At 68.4% G+C, this 15,550-nt stretch carries 15 protein-coding genes; 6 read left to right on the top strand and 9 right to left on the bottom strand.

The window, feature by feature from the left end; translation table 11 throughout:
* Positions 1–12 precede the first annotated feature (12 nt).
* Entirely contained in the window at positions 13–882 is an 870-nt protein-coding gene (locus tag AWC14_RS19070; RefSeq protein ID WP_045373904.1) for an LLM class F420-dependent oxidoreductase, read from the top strand.
* Positions 883–903: 21 nt separating this feature from the next.
* On the top strand, positions 904–1,749 hold the full coding sequence (locus AWC14_RS19075) for an SDR family NAD(P)-dependent oxidoreductase (protein WP_045373907.1): 846 nt from the start codon (positions 904–906) through the stop codon (positions 1,747–1,749).
* A 25-nt stretch (positions 1,750–1,774) separates the two neighbouring features.
* Here AWC14_RS19075 and AWC14_RS19080 read toward each other — a convergent pair whose 3' ends face one another.
* The 8 genes from AWC14_RS19080 to thiO all read right to left on the bottom strand — a co-directional run bounded on the left by AWC14_RS19080 (position 1,775) and on the right by thiO (position 9,396).
* Positions 1,775–3,172, bottom strand: a complete 1,398-nt coding sequence (locus tag AWC14_RS19080; protein WP_045373909.1) for a 13E12 repeat family protein — start codon at positions 3,170–3,172, stop codon at positions 1,775–1,777.
* A gap of 97 nt (positions 3,173–3,269) precedes the next feature.
* Positions 3,270–4,703 carry a M28 family metallopeptidase gene (locus tag AWC14_RS19085; RefSeq protein ID WP_235215808.1) on the bottom strand — a complete coding sequence of 478 codons (1,434 nt, stop codon included), beginning with the start codon at positions 4,701–4,703 and terminating at the stop codon, positions 3,270–3,272.
* Positions 4,704–4,794: 91 nt separating this feature from the next.
* The gene (locus AWC14_RS19090) at positions 4,795–5,658 is read right to left on the bottom strand and encodes an MEDS domain-containing protein (RefSeq protein ID WP_045373911.1); all 864 of its coding nucleotides are present in this window, start codon (positions 5,656–5,658) and stop codon (positions 4,795–4,797) included.
* A gap of 90 nt (positions 5,659–5,748) precedes the next feature.
* On the bottom strand, positions 5,749–6,672 hold the full coding sequence (locus AWC14_RS19095; RefSeq protein WP_235215805.1) for an anti-sigma factor RsbA family regulatory protein: 924 nt from the start codon (positions 6,670–6,672) through the stop codon (positions 5,749–5,751).
* A 37-nt stretch (positions 6,673–6,709) separates the two neighbouring features.
* Entirely contained in the window at positions 6,710–7,456 is a 747-nt protein-coding gene (locus tag AWC14_RS19100) for an SGNH/GDSL hydrolase family protein (protein ID WP_045373914.1), read from the bottom strand.
* A complete protein-coding gene (gene thiG / locus AWC14_RS19105) occupies positions 7,453–8,211 on the bottom strand; it encodes a thiazole synthase (protein WP_045373917.1) in 759 nt (252 codons plus the stop codon). Before thiG ends, AWC14_RS19100 begins: the two co-directional genes overlap by 4 nt.
* Complete coding sequence (thiS, locus tag AWC14_RS19110; RefSeq protein WP_045373920.1) at positions 8,204–8,401, bottom strand: sulfur carrier protein ThiS; 198 nt, start codon at positions 8,399–8,401, stop codon at positions 8,204–8,206. The genes thiG and thiS overlap by 8 nt, the downstream gene beginning before the upstream one ends.
* Entirely contained in the window at positions 8,398–9,396 is a 999-nt protein-coding gene (thiO, locus tag AWC14_RS19115; RefSeq protein ID WP_045373927.1) for a glycine oxidase ThiO, read from the bottom strand. The genes thiS and thiO overlap by 4 nt, the downstream gene beginning before the upstream one ends.
* A gap of 128 nt (positions 9,397–9,524) precedes the next feature.
* Between thiO and thiE the strand changes: the two genes are divergently transcribed.
* Positions 9,525–10,190, top strand: a complete 666-nt coding sequence (thiE, locus tag AWC14_RS19120; protein ID WP_045373931.1) for a thiamine phosphate synthase — start codon at positions 9,525–9,527, stop codon at positions 10,188–10,190.
* Here the strand turns inward: thiE and AWC14_RS19125 are convergent.
* On the bottom strand, positions 10,162–10,785 hold the full coding sequence (locus tag AWC14_RS19125; protein WP_045373934.1) for an NUDIX hydrolase: 624 nt from the start codon (positions 10,783–10,785) through the stop codon (positions 10,162–10,164). The two genes, thiE and AWC14_RS19125, sit on opposite strands and share 29 nt — an antisense overlap.
* A gap of 125 nt (positions 10,786–10,910) precedes the next feature.
* Here AWC14_RS19125 and glnX point away from each other — a divergent pair, with 125 nt between their 5' ends.
* Genes glnX through AWC14_RS19140 form a run of 3 tightly spaced genes read left to right on the top strand, consistent with a single transcriptional unit; the run spans position 10,911 to position 15,486 of the window.
* The gene (gene glnX, locus AWC14_RS19130) at positions 10,911–12,230 is read left to right on the top strand and encodes a protein kinase G-activating protein GlnX (RefSeq protein ID WP_085241396.1); all 1,320 of its coding nucleotides are present in this window, start codon (positions 10,911–10,913) and stop codon (positions 12,228–12,230) included.
* Positions 12,227–13,243, top strand: a complete 1,017-nt coding sequence (locus tag AWC14_RS19135) for a glutamate ABC transporter substrate-binding protein (protein ID WP_081967972.1) — start codon at positions 12,227–12,229, stop codon at positions 13,241–13,243. The genes glnX and AWC14_RS19135 overlap by 4 nt, the downstream gene beginning before the upstream one ends.
* Positions 13,243–15,486, top strand: coding sequence for a serine/threonine-protein kinase PknG (locus AWC14_RS19140; RefSeq protein WP_045373940.1), 2,244 nt, complete (start codon positions 13,243–13,245; stop codon positions 15,484–15,486). The genes AWC14_RS19135 and AWC14_RS19140 overlap by 1 nt, the downstream gene beginning before the upstream one ends.
* Positions 15,487–15,550: the final 64 nt, after the last annotated feature.

The raw sequence follows: 15,550 nt of genomic DNA on the forward strand, positions 1-15,550 counted from the left end.
AAGGACCTGCCAATGGAATTGGCTATCCACTTCATCGACTTTCTGCCGGAACACCCGGCCCGGCTGGCGCCGACGCTGGCGGCAACGGCCAAAGCTGCCGAAGACATCGGCGCCACGCTGTTCACTCTCGCAGATCATTTCTTCCAAATGGAAACCGTTGGGCGAGCGGAGGATCCGTTCCTGGAGGGCTACACGTCGCTGGGTTTTTTGGCCGCGCAGACGTCGACGATCGACCTGGCCATGCTGGTCACCGGAGTGACCTACCGCCATCCGGGGCTGCTGGCCAAGACGGTCACCACGCTCGATGTGCTCTCGCAGGGCCGGTCGATGTTCGGGATCGGGGCCGCCTGGTACGAGCGCGAGCACGTCGCACTGGGTGTCCCCTATCCGCCATTGCGGGAGCGGTTCGAGATGCTCGAAGAGACGCTGCAGATCTGCCGGCAGATGTGGAGCGATGACAACGGCCCATACCGAGGTAAGCACTATCAGCTGGCCGAGACGATCTGCGTGCCGCAGCCGATTCGGCGCCCGCCGGTGCTGCTCGGTGGCTCGGGCGAGAAGAAGACGCTGCGGCTGGTCGCCCAGTACGCCGATGTCTGGAACAGCACGGTGTCCGAGCCTGAGGAGCTCGAGCACAAGATCGAGGTGCTGAACCGGCATTGCGCGAACCTCGACCGCGACCCCACCGAGATTCGCAAGACAGTCGGGCTGCTCGCGGATCCGTTCGCGGACCTCGACGGGTACCTGCGTACGGTCGAACGCTATGCCGGGCTGGGTGTTTCGATGATCAACGTCGGCCCGCTGCCCGGCAATCCGGATCCGGCCGGCTTCGTGAAGCGTCTCGGCGACGAGCTGATGCCGAGGATCGCCGAGATCGGTTGAGCGTGGCGCTATCCTTTGGCGATGGCGTCGAGCGTGTCGGGAAAGGTCGCATTGGTTACCGGCGGCGCGTCGGGCATCGGCGCCGCGTTGACTAGCAAGTTGGTCGACGGGGGCGCCGAAGTCTGGATCGCCGATCGTCAGATCGAAGCGGCGCAGGAGCTGGCGCAACGCCGCAGCGGTGGCGGCGGAAAGGCACATGCGATCGAGGTCGATATACGCGACTATTCGTCGGTCGAGCGCGCCGTGGGTGAAGTGGTGGAGCAATCGGGGCGGATCGACTACCTGTTCAACAATGCCGGCATCGGGGTGGCCGGTGAGGTCGACTCGTACACGCTGGACGACTGGAACGACGTCTTCGACGTCAACCTGCGCGGTGTGGTGCACGGCATCCACGCGGTCTACCCGATCATGATCCGGCAGCACTCCGGCCACATCGTGAACACGGCGTCCATGGCCGGTCTTGTCACAACGGCGGGACAGGCGGGCTACACCGCCACCAAACACGCCGTCGTCGCGATTTCCAAGACATTGCGGATCGAGGCCGAGCGTCACGGCGTCCGCGTCTCGGTACTGTGTCCGGGCGTGATCCGGACCCCGATACTCACCGGCGGTCGCTACGGACGGACCGAGAAGGCCGGCCTCGACGACGACGAAATCCTCAGGCGCTGGGAGCAATTGCGTCCCATGGCGCCCGAGAAGTTCGCCGAGCGGGCCCTTCGCGCCGTGTTCCGTGGAGACGCGATCATCGTGGTGCCGGCATGGTGGAAGACATTCTGGTACCTTGAGCGGCTTTCACCATCGTTGTCGATGCGCCTTGCCCGAGTAACGCTCGAACGCATCCGGCAAGCGAGGCCGACCACATCCTGATGTTTACTCAGGATCCGGCTGACTATCACGGGTCTTCATCGTCGTCGAGTAGTTCATCAGGACGGTGGATTCGGTTGACTCGTGGTGGGCCGGTGCCGTCGCTCCAGGCGAGGCGACCTTCGTCAGTCACCGTCGTGGTGACGGTACCGTCCGTCGCCTCGGAATGGTCGGGCGCACAGGAGAAATAGAGACTGTCGGCGTTGGTTTGCCCGCCCTTGGCCCAATCCATTGCGTGATGAACCTCGCAGTGATAGCCGGGCTCAAGGCAATCCGGGCGAGTGCACCCGCCGTCGCGGGCGTAGCAGATCATGCGCTGGTCTAAGGTGGCAATGCGCTTGCTGCGTCCCAAATACAGTGGGCGATCCGAGTGATCCTCGAAGACAGCCAAGTAGTGAATGCTGTTGGCGGCCATGCGGATCAGGTCCCGCATCGGCAGGCGGCTGTTGCCTCCGGTGCGGGCGGGCGTGGGCATCGGAATGCTTGGGTCCTGCGCAGCACGGGCCGCCTGTTCGAGGTCGGCCAGCTTGGTCGTCACGATCACCGTGACGGGAACGCCGCGATGGACACCCAGCTCGCCGGACGAGATTGCATGCCGCAGAGCCAGCTTGAGCCCGTCATGGCAGCGCTGCGCGGGTGTGCGGTTGTCGCGCTGGTCAGGGGCAGGATCGCCGTTCTCGGGGACGTGGCGCCCGGGCCGCATCGCAGCGGTCACGGCTTCCACATACGCACGAGCTTCCGGATCCAGCCAGCCGCTCAGCCGGCTCATGCCATCGACGCCCTGCTTGCCCAGCACCACGCTGCGTCGCTTGGCACGGTCCTCGTCGGAAAAATTGCCATCTGGATTGAGGTAGTCGGAGATTCGTTCGCCCACTGCGGCCACAAACTTGGCGTCTTGCTTGGTGGCGTGCCTGACCAGGATGCGCTCGGCCTTGGCGCGGTCGACGGCACTGATCCCGGACGGCAGAACATCGAGCGCGTGCAGGACCGCGGCGATGTGGTCGTCACCGACGTTGCCCTCTTCGACGGCCTCCGCCAGCTTCGGCAATTCGGGCGGCAGCGCGGGGCCAGTCAACGAGCGTCGGGGGCGAATCCGCACCGCCACCCGGAACCGGCGCTTGACTTCGGCCGAGGTAATCCGTAGCCGTGAACACAGCAGATGACGCATGCTCACATCGGCGGGCAGTGCCGGATCGTCCGGCCCGTCGACCGGGTCGGCGATCTCCCCGAACACCCGGTACGACAGTCCGCGGTTGAGCCGGTCTAAAGTCTCGAGGCGCTCGGCCACCTCCACGCGAAATGCATTCCCTACCACGTCTGTGCATGTTGCGCGCAGCCGTGCGTACGAAGCCTCGATGAGCTCGAGGTCCGCGCGTATTTGCGCGCGCGCCGCGTCTGCGGACAGGGGTTGCGCGGCGGAACTCATAACTCGACGCTATCGAACCTTTGTTCGATTCACACTCGCAAATCATCTGGTTGTGGATAAAACGCCAACTGTGGATAACCCCGGCGCGATTTGCGCACTACTTCTTCAGTTCGTGGCGGGTGCGGTCCTCGCGGATGGGAACACCGTTGCGGCCGGTGATGTCCTGGGCGTACAGGCCGGTCGCATAGGCGACGCCGGCGCCGTGGATGCCCAGCGCGGTGCGGTCGACGTGGTCCAAGGTGTCGGTGGCCTTGTGGTAGTTGGGGTCGAACGGCTGATCCGCCTCGCCGCCCCACAGCTTGGCCTGTTCCTCGGATTTCTTGTTCTCGGCGCCGGAGAACAACCCGCCGGCCGGGATGCCCGCCAGCGTGAAGCCGTCGTAGTCGGACCGCCCGTCGAACGACGTGTCCTGCGGGGTTTTACCGGCCGAGCGCAGATACGCGGCCAGCGACCGCTCGATACCCGCGGAGCCTTCCGGCACAATCGGCTCGCCCCGCTTGTCGACCGGCAGCGACTGGTCGCCGTCGTAGGTGAAGTAGCCCGGATTCGGCGATCCCAGCATGTCGAAGTTCAGGTACAGCGCAATGTCTTTGAGCGCGTCGAGGTCCAGCGATTCGACGTACTTGCGTGACCCGATCAGCCCGAGTTCCTCCGCTCCCCAGAAGCCGAACCGCACGGCATTGTGCACCTGCGGCGAACTGCCCAGCTGCAGCGCGGTTTCCAGCACCGCGGCCACGCCGGAGCCGTCGTCGTTGATGCCGGGCCCCTCCGGGACACTGTCCAGGTGCGCCCCGATCATCACCACGTCGGAGGTGGAACCGGTCTTCGTTTGCGCAATCACGTTGCGGGCCGCGATGTCTCGGGTCTCGGCCTTGAGTTTTACGGTGACGGGTCCGGGCTTGTCGCGCAGCTGTATTCCGGCCGCTCGGGTGACGCTGACCACCGGGATCTTGACGTCGGCTTTGTCGCCCAGCGTGCCGCCCATCTCCTTTTCGTCGACGTTGTCGGCGATGATCAGCGCCACCGCCCCCCGCTGCACGGCGGCCTCCTCCTTCTCGGTGAACGGGCAGGTGCCGCGGTCCACCAGCACCACCGCCCCCTTCACCGGCAACTTGTCGTAATCGGACGGAGTGCAGCCCGGGCTGTCGTCGACTGGGGCGGACACCAGCGGTCCGCTCACCCCGTCCGGCGGCGTGGGCAGGCTGAACTGCAAGGCGCGGGCCTCGAAGGTTTTGTCGCCGATCGCCACCGACCCGGGCTCGGAGTGGAACACCCGCGCCTGAAACTCAGGGGTTTGCACGTCAAACCCCTTGTCGCGCAGCTTGTTTACCACGTATTCGACGCTGGCGTCGTAGCCGGGGGTGGCCACTGCGCGCGTGTTGCCGTTAGCGCGGGCGATGTCCTGCAGTTTCGACAGGTGCGCCATCATCGCGTCGGTGCTGATCTTCTGCCGCAGCGAGGTCGCGAAATTCGAGGCCGCCGACGACGCGGGCTGGGCGGACTTCGACGTGCCGCAGCCACCGATCAGCAACGCCGCCGTCGCGGCAACGACCAGAATTACCTTCGATTTGTAAGCCACCGCGCCCACGTTAGACGCTGGCGGCAACCGGATCACCGCCGAGTCAGCCGGCGTCGGCGAGATCGCGGCCTTCCACCCGCAGGTTGGTCACCTGGAGCAGCTCGGCTAGCCGGCTCACCATGCGCCGGTCGGTCCGCAGGACGACCTGGCGCCCGTCCGCCGCCGCAAGTCGATCCAGCGCAATGAGCTGAGGGTGTGTGACGAAGCCCAACGCAGACGCGTCGATGACCACCTCGTCGCCGGATGCCATCGGCCAAATCCGTTGCAGCGCAATGCTGAAAGCCTCGTCATCCGCGGCGTCGAGTTCACCCGCCAAGGCGAAATCGACGCCCTGCTCCGCATAGATGCGGAAACCCACCGCACCCGCGTTGACCATGGGATGCAGGCACATCAGCTCCTTGGCGGCGTCGCCCAAGAGACTGAGGTTGTAGGCACACAGCGCCGCGAAGGGCAGCACCGCCATCTTCTGGTCGACGAGGTACTCGAGGCGGGCGAATGCGGCGCGTTGCTCGGGCGTGCGGACCAGCACCGCCCCGTCGACCACCGCTCGGCACCCGCTGCATCCCGTCCCGACCACGAATTTCATCGCCGCCACCCCGTCGGCCACCGTCGCCTCGGCGTCGACGATGTCGGTGCCCGGAACGAACCGGTAGTGCTCGGCCACCGGCGTCACCGCGATCTGCCCGGTGCGCACCGCATCGGCGAAGCCCATCTCGTCCAGCTCGGTGCGCAGCGCGGCGGCGCTGGCGTCGCACGCGTACAACACTCGCTGATTTCGCGCGAGGCCGTCGGCGATGTATTCGGCCGCGCGCCTGACGAACTCCGAGCGGTCGCGATACCCCCACGCCACGTGCCCCAACGGGTTGAGACCGGCCGCGGAAGTGACTTCACCATGGCGTCGGGTCATCGGGGCTCCATCTGGTTTCCCAGTACCTGGTCGGCCATACTCAACCACTCGCAGACCACCCCCACCAGATAATCGGGATATTCGCGGCGGTCATGTCGACGACCCCACGTCGAGCCGGAGGTAGACATGAATGGTGGTGCTTTCCGGCGCCGTGTGCATGCGCAGCAGATCAGCGACTGCGTTCACGACGAAGAGTCCGGTTGAGCTCGGTTTGTCGCGGCTCGGCGGCCGGCGCCCGGCCAGCAGGTCGGAAAACAAGCCGGTGTCGCGCGCCTCGCAGACCAGATGGCGGTCTTGCTCCCACAGCGCGAGCCGGCATGCCGTCCCGGCGTGCTCAAGGCTGTTGGTGGCCAACTCGGTGATGACGAGTTGCAGGTCGGCGATCCGCTCGGTGGCCAGGCCGAGCAATCGGGCGTAACGATTGCCGTGCCGGCGTCCACCTGCTAAGTCGCTGGGCCGCGCGACTGTGTATCTCACGGCGGCCGGGCTTGCGGCCAGCGGCTGGTTGCAGCGCTCCAGGGCGGCGTCGACGCCGTAGTCGGCGCTGCGTTCGCGCGATCCGTTGCGCCGGATCATCGGATGGGTGGCACGAACGTCGGCCAGCACGGCGTCGTCGAGCAGCGACGCGTCATACGGGCAGAGCACCGTCACCCGCTCGCCGCCGAGCGCGATGTTGACCAGGGCTTCGTGCTGGACGCAGGCCGGGTATTCCAGGGTGCTGCGGCCGGGCCACACCGGCTCGGCGACGATGCGGACCGGTCGCCGGCTGTGCCGTTGGACGAAGTCCAGTTCCGCCGCCAGGATCCGCCCCGGATTACGGCCCAACTCGCCAATGTCGACCCAAGCCACCTGCGTCGCCGAGTCACCCAGCGCGCGGCGCAACAACGCCCCTTTGTCTTCGGGGACCGCCGCCCACACCGGCTCCCCCTGGGCCAACCCGTCGGAGATGAAGGGCACCACGGCGTCGAGGTATTCGTCCGGCGACCGGTAGAGCATGGCGGCGTGCTGGTCCATCGGCTGACGCCTACCCATCCAGCCAGGGCTTAATCGGTCAGAAGCGGGCCAATATCAGCTCGGCGACCGCACGCATCCCCGCGGCATTCGGGTGAAACGGCGCCGCACGCCAGGGCAGCGGCAACGCGGCGCCCACCGTCCACGGGTCGGTGGACCAGGCGTGATGCTCGCGGCTGGCCTGCCCGGCGCGCACGATTTGGCAGCCGGTGGCCTCTGCGGCCGCCGCGGTGGCCTCCTCCAAACGAGCGGCGACGTGGCGGCCCAGCTCGGCATCGGCCTTCGACAACGGCGGTGCGGCTTGGCCGTCCGGCGGCAGCAGGGTCAGGTAGTCGACGAACATCACCCGCGCCCTGGGCGCACGCCGACGGACCACGGCGCCCACGGCACGCAGGGAGTCGCCGACTTGGCCGAGCGCTTCCTCGCGCGCATCACGGTCGAGCAGGTTGCCGATCGGCGGCCACAGCCGGGCCGGCGCGGGCAAGGCGGCCGCCATCAGTAACGGCACGTATCCGACGTCGTTGCCGCCGATCGTAACGGTGACCAAGTCTTCGGACCCGTCGAGTGCGTCGATCTGCGGCGGCGCCCCGCGCTGCCGGTCGGCCAGCACGTGCGCGGTGGTGGCACCGGAAAAAGTGACGTCGACCAGGTCGAGGTTGCATTGCTGCGCGACGAGGTGCGCGTAATTGCGGGCCGAGCGCCCGGACCCGAACGGCGCACCCTTGGCGCGGGGCCGGATACCGGGCCCGGCCGCCATCGAGCTGCCCAGCGCCACATAGCGTTTCATCGATCAGGGCTCGACGCCTGCGCCCAGAAGCGTTTCGGGATCCGGCCGGCGTGGCGCGCGAGATAGCCGGCCGTGACGGCGGCGGCCATCGCGGCGGCCATCGCCGGGGGGTCGGCGGCCCGGGTCACCGCGCTCGCCAACAGCACTGCGTCGCAACCCAATTCCATCGCCAGCGCGGCGTCGCTGGCCGTGCCGATGCCGGCGTCGAGCACCACCGGCACACCGGCGGCCTCGACGATCATTTCGATGTTGTGCGGGTTGGCGATTCCCAGCCCGGTGCCGATCGGCGAGCCGAGTGGCATCACCGCGGCGCAGCCGGTGTCCTCGAGCCGTCGGGCCAGCGCCGGGTCGTCGTTGGTGTACGGCAGCACCACGAACCCATCGTCCACCAATTGCTCTGCGGCGCGGACCAATTCGACGGCGTCGGGCAGCAGGGTGCGTTCGTCGGCGATCACTTCGAGCTTGACCCACTCGGTGTCCAGCGCTTCGCGGGCCAGTTGTGCAGTGAGCACGGCCTCGGCGGCGCTGCGGCAGCCGGCGGTGTTGGGCAGCGGTGTGATGCCGAGCCGGCCCAGCAGGTCGAGCATCCCGGTGCCGCCCTCGGCGTCGACACGTCGCATCGCGACGGTGGTCAGTTCGGTGCCCGACGCGATCAGCGCCTCCTCGAGCACCGCGAGGTTGGTCGCTCCGCCGGTGCCCATGATCAGCCGCGACGAGAATTCCCGCCCGGCGATTGTGAGTTTGTTGTCAGCCACCTTGCACCGCCGTCACCACCTCGAGCCGGGCGCCGTCGGAAAGCGTTGTCTGCCAACCGGACCGCGGCAACACTGACTGGTCCAGGGCCACCGCGATGCCGCGGTCGGGATACCCCAGCGATTCCAGAAGGGCCGCGACCGTGGTCTGATCGTCGACCTGCAGCGGTTTTTCGTTGACGACGACGATCACGCGTGCGCTCCCGTCGGAACCAGTTGCGACACAATCTGTTCAGCGGTCCACGGCGCCAGCAGAAAACCGTTGCGTCCGTGACCGGCAGCCACCAGCGTCCGCTCGTCGAGGCGGCCCACCAATGGCACGTTGTCCGGTGTCATCGGGCGCAGCCCGGCGGCGCATTCGGCCAGCTCGTATTCGCCGAGGGCGGGCAGCACGGCGCAGGCGTCGTCGAGCAGATCGCGCACCCCGGAGACCGCCGGCGCGGTGTCGCGGCCGTGCTCGTATTGGGTGGCGCCGACGACCACGCCGTCGGCCCGGGGCACCAGATACACCTGCCGACCGTGTACCCGGGCCCGAATCACCCGCTGCGGCACCGGCATACATCCCTTGCGCCACCGCAGCCGCAGCACTTCGCCCTTCACCGGGCGGATCGGCAGCCCGGGCCACAGCGCCGGCGCGTCGATCCCGTTGGCGATCACGACGGCGTCGGCGTTGACACCGGCCACGTCACCCACGGGTCCGGCCCACTGCACGCCGAGCCGTTCACAGGCCGTCTCGAGCGCGTCGAGCACCGCGCGGTTGTCCACCGCCAGCTCGGTGGGCGCCCGAAAGCCATGCCGGATGCCTTGGGCCAGTAGAGGTTCCACGTCGCGCGCGGCTGACTCCCAGACCACCGGATGGCCCTGCGCGGACAGCCAGTCGGCGACGGTGCGCAGATCGGCTGCGTCGGCGCGGTCGACGGCGACCACCAGCGACTCGCGCGCGGTGATCACGTGCGGCGGCAACCCGAAGCCGTCGCGCCACAGCCTCAGCGACTCCAGGCCCATCCGCAGCAGCCGCTCCTCGCCGGGCCAACCCTCGCTGTGCGGGGCCAGCATGCCGGCCGCCACCCAGGACGCTCCGTGGTCGCCGGTGCGGTGCACCCGCACTGACCAGCCGGCCTGGGCCGCCCGGCGCGCCACCGACAAGCCGATGACACCTCCGCCGATAACGGCCAGTGAGTCCGGCATCCTTTCTCCCTTCGCCGGCATGATCCGGATCAGGTGTGACGGTAAGGGCAGGCGTGCCCACTCTCAGACCCCGTGCCCGGGACTCCCGTGATTCGTCAGCTTTCCACGCTAGCGGCTAGCGTCGCGGTGTGCACCAACCCCGGCTCGCCAGCGCCAGGCTCTACCTGTGCACCGACGCCCGCCGCGAGCGCGGTGATCTGGCCGAGTTCGCCGAGGCAGCGCTCGCCGGCGGGGTGGACATCATCCAGCTGCGCGACAAGGGCTCGATCGGCGAGCAGCGGTTCGGGCCGTTGGAGGCGCGCGACGAGCTGGCGGCACTCGAGATGCTCGCCGACGCGGCCCGCCGGCACGCGGCGTTGGTCGCCGTCAACGACCGCGCCGACATCGCCCGGGCGGTCGGCGCCGACGTGCTGCACCTAGGCCAAAACGACCTTCCCCTACCCGTGGCGCGCGAGATCGTCGCACCAAAAACCCTGATCGGCCGCTCCACCCACGACGTCGACCAGGTCACCGCCGCCCTCACCGAGGACGTCGACTACTTCTGCGTCGGGCCGTGCTGGCCGACTCCGACCAAACCCGGCCGACCGGCGCCCGGCCTGCCGCTGGTCCGGGCAGCAGCCGCAACGGCGACCGACAAACCCTGGTTCGCGATCGGTGGTATCGACGCCGACCGGTTGCCCGAAGTCTTACAGGCCGGGGCCCGCCGGGTCGTGGTGGTGCGGGCGATCACCGCGGCCGACGACCCGCGCGCGGCCGCCGAGCGGCTCAGTTCGGCGCTGGCAGCAGCGAGCTGATCCGGGTGGACAGCTGCGAGGGCGCCTGGTCCGGGCCGCCCGCCGTACACCACAGGAAAACGCCCGCCTCGATCTCGACCGTGCGCGGCAGGTGACGGCGCCGCTCGTCGCCCGGGCTCAGCGGCACCGTCGCCGGCGCGGCGCGCAGCCGCTGCCAGCTGGCGGCGAACCCGGGATGCAGCGGCAGGTCGGCCACCTCGTCTTCGTCGACCCAGCGCAACTCGGCGCTTTCCCGGTTGGGCACGGTGGGCAGCAACTCGAGGGCGTCGGCGACGACGGTGGTGTAGGTCCAGTCGGTGCCGCTCGCCATCGCGGTGATCACCGTCGCGCGCACGGCCAGCTGTTCGCTGGTCAGCCCCGCCTCCTCGAGCGCCTCCCGCACGGCGGCCTGCTCGGCGGTCTCATGGCTGTCGCGGGCGCCCCCGGGCAGACCCCAGGTTCCGCCCTGGTGACTCCACGGCGCACGGTGTTGCAGCAACACCGCGGGGCTGCCGTCGCCGCGCGGCGCCCGCAAAAGCAGACCGGCCGCGCCGTGCCGGCCCCAGTACGGCACGCCCGTGTCGGAAATCACCCAGCCGTCGCCGTCGCCGCGCACGGGTTCAGGATAAGCAGCCCAGCGCCGGTGACTCGGCGATGCTCCCCGCATCCCGAAAACAAACTCTTAGACTTTGCTTATAGAGTTCGTGCGACGCACAGCGAAGAGATGAGGTCCGAACAGACGTGACCGTTGAGTTGGCGCACCCGTCGACCGAGCCACTGGGGTCGCGGTCGCCAATCGAACCGGCGCACCCGCGTTGGTGGTTCATCTCGACGACACCCGGCCGCATCCTGTCCATCGGCGTCATCCTGGCGATGCTGGGCGGACTCAGCGCGTTTGCCACCTCGACGACGATCAACCAGCGTCAGCAGGCGCTGACCACGGTGCTGAACCACACCGAGCCGCTGTCGTTCGCGGCGGGCCGGCTCTACACCACGCTGTCGGTGGCCGACGCGGCGGCGGCGACGGCGTTCATCGCCCAGGCCGAGCCGCGGACGGTCCGGGCGCGTTACGAGCAGGCGATCACAGACGCCGCGGTCGCGGTAACCCGGGCGTCGAGCGGGCTGACCGACGAGCCGCTGGTGCAGCTGCTGGGCCGGATCAACGCCGAGCTCGCCGTCTACACCGGGCTGATCGAGATCGCGCGGACCAACAATCGGGCGGGTAACCCGGTCGGCTCGTCGTATCTGTCCGAGGCGTCGGCGTTGATGCAGTCGCGGATCCTGCCCGATGCCCAACAGCTCTACCGCCAGACCTCGGAGCGGGTGGACAGCGAAACAACGGCATCCACTCAAATCCCGGCTCCGGTGATCCTCGTCGTCGTCACCACGGTGATCTTCGGCGCGTTCGCGCATCGCTGGCTGGCCCGGCGCACCAATCGGCGGATCAACCCCGGTCTCGTCGTGGGCGCCCTGGCGATCCTCATTATGGTGGTGTGGGTAGGAACGGCCCTGGCGATTTCCACCTCGGCCAGTCGCAGCGCGAAAAATACTGCGGCAGAATCGCTGAAGACCGTCATCAACCTGTCGATCACCGCCCAGCAGGCGCGTGCCGACGAGACGCTGTCACTGATCCGGCGCGGGGACGAAGAGGTCCGCCAGCAGTCCTTCTACCAACGCATCGACGCCATGCACCAGCAGCTCGACGAATACCTGTCCCGCGGCGACGCCGTCGACAAGACCGACTTGCACGACGCCGACCAACTGCTGGCCCGTTGGCGCCAGGCCAACGATCGGATCAACGCCTACATTTCGGTGGGCAACTATCAGGCCGCCACCCAGGTTGCGCTCGGCAACGGTGAAGACGACTCCAGCCCCGCGTTCGACAAACTCGACGAGGCGCTGCGCAAAACCATGGAGCAGAGCCGCAACCAGCTGCGCACCGACATCCTCAATGCGCGTCAGGGGCTGTCCGGCGCCACCGTCGGCGGCGTCGTGCTCAGCCTGGGCGCCGCGATCGCGGTCGCGCTCGGTTTGTGGCCCCGACTGAACGAGTACCGATGACGCGCCGATCGCAAGCATGGCGGAGCCAGGCGCAGCGGGTCGGCGCCATCGGCCGCCGCCTAGTTGCCATCGTGTGCGCCGCCGTCCTGCTGCTGGCCGGCTGCGGGCACTCGGCGCCGATGGTGGTGGCGCCTGTGCCGACGCTGCCGCCGCCCACCCCGGCCGGCATGCAGGAGCTGCCGCCGCAACCGCCGCGCCCACCCGAGAAGGCCAACGCCGACTGCGACGTCACCGCCAGCCTGCGGCCGTTCGCCACTAAGGCCGAGGCCGACGATGCGGTCAGCGGCATCCGCGGCCGCGGCCGGCTGATCGTCGGCCTCGACATCGGCAGCAACCTGCTGTCCTTCCGCGACCCGATCACCGGCCAGATCACCGGTTTCGACGTCGACATCGCCGGCGAGGTGGCCCGCGACATTTTCGGCAGCCCGACCTCGGTGGAATACCGGATCCTGTCGTCGGCCGAACGCATCACCGCGCTGCAGAAGTCGCTCGTCGACATCGTCGTCAAGACCATGACGATCACCTGCGAGCGGCGCAAGCTGGTCAACTTCTCCACCGTCTACCTCGACGCCAAACAACGCATCCTGGCGCCCAGCGATTCGGCGATCACCAAACCGTCCGACCTGTCCGGCAAGCGGGTCTGCGTGGCCAAGGGCACCACGTCGCTGGGCCGGATCCGCGAGATCGCGCCGCCGCCGTTGATCGTGGAGGTGGTGAACTGGGCCGACTGCCTGGTGGCGCTGCAGCAGCGCGAGGTCGACGCCGTCAGCACCGACGACACGATCCTGGCCGGGCTGGTGTCCCAGGATCCTTACCTGCACATCGTGGGGCCCAACATGGACACCCAGCCCTACGGCATCGGGGTCAACCTGAACAACACCGGGCTGGTCCGGTTCGTCAACGGCACCCTGGAACGCATCCGCCGCGACGGCACCTGGAACACGTTGTACCGCAAGTGGTTGAACGTGCTGGGTCCGGCGCCGGCCCCGCCCGCCCCGAGGTATCTGGACTGATGGACAAGCCCGACGACGACGCCGTCGCTCCCGGCACGGAGCCGTCCGACGCGACGGCCGACTCCGCCGCGCAGATGCGCCCGGTGTCCACCCAGGCGCTGTTCCGCCCGCATTTCGACGACGACGAAGACGACGACGCCACCACCGTCGAGACCGAGTCGCCGGAGCGCGTGACGACAACCCGGGTGGCGCAACCGGTCCGGCGGCTGGGCGGCGGCCTGGTGGAGATCCCGCGGGTGCCCGACATCGACCCGCTCGAAGCGCTGATGCCCAACCCGGTGGTGCCGGAGTCCAAGCGGTTCTGCTGGAACTGCGGCCGGCCGGTGGGCCGCTCCAGCCCCGACGGCAAGGCCCTCTCGGAGGGCTGGTGCCCGTATTGCGGCAGCCCGTATTCGTTTCTGCCGCAACTGAATCCGGGTGACGTGGTCGCTGGTCAGTACGAGATCAAGGGCTGCATCGCGCACGGCGGGCTGGGCTGGGTGTACCTGGCGTTCGACAAGAACGTCAACGACCGGCCGGTGGTGCTCAAGGGTTTGGTGCATTCCGGCGACGCCGAGGCGCAGGCGATCGCGATGGCCGAGCGGCAGTTCCTCGCCGAGGTGGTGCACCCGTCGATCGTGCAGATCTTCAACTTCGTCGAGCATCCCGACCGGCACGGCGATCCGGTCGGCTACATCGTGATGGAGTACGTCGGCGGGCAGTCGCTCAAGCGTGGCCGCGGCGTGAACCTGCCGGTGGCCGAGGCCATCGCCTACATCCTGGAAATCCTTCCCGCCCTTGGGTATTTGCATTCCATCGGCTTGGTCTACAACGACCTCAAGCCGGAGAACATCATGGTCACCGAGGAGCAGCTCAAGCTGATCGACCTGGGTGCGGTGTCGCGGATCAACTCGTTCGGCTATCTCTACGGCACGCCGGGTTATCAGGCGCCGGAGATCGTGCGCACCGGGCCGACGGTGGCCACCGACATCTACACGGTGGGCCGGACACTGGCCGCTCTGACGATGACGCTGCGCACCCGCAACGGGCGCTACGTCGACGGGCTGCCCGAAGACGACCCGGTGCTGGTCGAATACGACTCGTTCGCCCGGTTGCTGCGCCGCGCGATCGACCCCGATCCACGGCGGCGGTTCGCCAGCGCCGAGGAGATGTCGGGACAGCTGTCTGGCGTGCTGCGCGAGGTGGTCGCTCACGACACGGGCGTGCCGCGGCCCGGCCTGTCGACGATCTTTTCCCGGACCCGTTCGACGTTCGGGGTCGAGCTGCTGGTGGCGCACACCGACGTGTACCTGGACGGGCAGGTGCATTCGGAGAAGCTGACCGCCAAGGAGATCGTGACCGCGTTGCCGGTGCCGCTGGTCGATCCCGCCGACGTCGCGGCCCCCGTGTTGCAGGCGACGGTGCTGTCGCAGCCGGTGCAGACACTGGACTCGTTGCGCGCGGTGCGGCACGGCTCACTGGATTCCGAGGGGATCGACCTGTCGGAGTCGGTCGAGTTGCCGCTGATGGAGGTCCGCGCGCTGCTGGACCTCGGCGACGTGGCCAAGGCGACCCGCAAACTCGACGACTTGGCCGAGCGGGTGGGCTGGCGCTGGCGGCTGGTCTGGTATCGCGCCGTCGCCGAGTTGCTCACCGGCGACTACGACTCGGCGATCAAACACTTCAACGAGGTGCTGGACACCTTCCCCGGCGAGTTGGCTCCGAAGCTGGCGCTGGCCGCCACCGCCGAGCTGGCCGGCAACTCCGACGAGCACCAGTTCTACCAGACGGTGTGGGAAACCGACGACGGCGTGATCTCTGCCGCGTTCGGGCTGGCGCGGGCGCTGTCGGCCGAAGGCGACCGCGAAGCCGCGGTGCGCATCCTCGACGAAGTGCCCGCCAGCTCAAGGCATTTCACCACTGCGCGGCTGACCAGTGCGGTGACGCTGCTGTCCGGCCGCTCGACGAGCGAGATCACCGAGGAGCACATCCGCGACGCCGCGCGACGGGTCGAGGCGTTGCCGCCGACCGAGCCGCGGGTGCTGCAGATCCGGGCGCTGGTTCTGGGCAGCGCGATGGACTGGCTCGAGGCGGGCCACGAGGCCAGCACCAACCACATCCTGGGTTTCCCGTTCACCGGACACGGGCTGCGCCTCGGCGTCGAGGCGTCGCTGCGGGCGCTGGCGCGGGTGGCGCCCACCCAGGCGCATCGCTACACGCTGGTCGACATGGCCAACCGGGTGCGCCCCACGAGCACCTTCTAGGGGGCTCAGCGATTTCGGCGCGATAATCGTCGCTCAGCGCGAGAAACCGCGCCGAAACCCGGTG

It is taken from the genome of Mycobacterium kyorinense (assembly GCF_002101735.1).
Classification (GTDB): domain Bacteria; phylum Actinomycetota; class Actinomycetes; order Mycobacteriales; family Mycobacteriaceae; genus Mycobacterium; species Mycobacterium kyorinense.

Bases quoted from the DNA above. Each gene is read 5' to 3' on its own strand.
- AWC14_RS19095 (WP_235215805.1), bottom strand. From the start codon at position 6,672: ATGGACCAGCACGCCGCCATGCTCTACCGGTCGCCGGACGAATACCTC.
- thiO (WP_045373927.1), bottom strand. From the start codon at position 9,396: ATGCCGGACTCACTGGCCGTTATCGGCGGAGGTGTCATCGGCTTGTCG.
- AWC14_RS19090 (WP_045373911.1), bottom strand. From the start codon at position 5,658: ATGACCCGACGCCATGGTGAAGTCACTTCCGCGGCCGGTCTCAACCCG.
- AWC14_RS19100 (WP_045373914.1), bottom strand. From the start codon at position 7,456: ATGAAACGCTATGTGGCGCTGGGCAGCTCGATGGCGGCCGGGCCCGGT.
- AWC14_RS19135 (WP_081967972.1), top strand. From the start codon at position 12,227: ATGACGCGCCGATCGCAAGCATGGCGGAGCCAGGCGCAGCGGGTCGGC.
- AWC14_RS19070 (WP_045373904.1), top strand. From the start codon at position 13: ATGGAATTGGCTATCCACTTCATCGACTTTCTGCCGGAACACCCGGCC.
- AWC14_RS19080 (WP_045373909.1), bottom strand. From the start codon at position 3,172: ATGAGTTCCGCCGCGCAACCCCTGTCCGCAGACGCGGCGCGCGCGCAA.
- AWC14_RS19140 (WP_045373940.1), top strand. From the start codon at position 13,243: ATGGACAAGCCCGACGACGACGCCGTCGCTCCCGGCACGGAGCCGTCC.
- AWC14_RS19075 (WP_045373907.1), top strand. From the start codon at position 904: ATGGCGTCGAGCGTGTCGGGAAAGGTCGCATTGGTTACCGGCGGCGCG.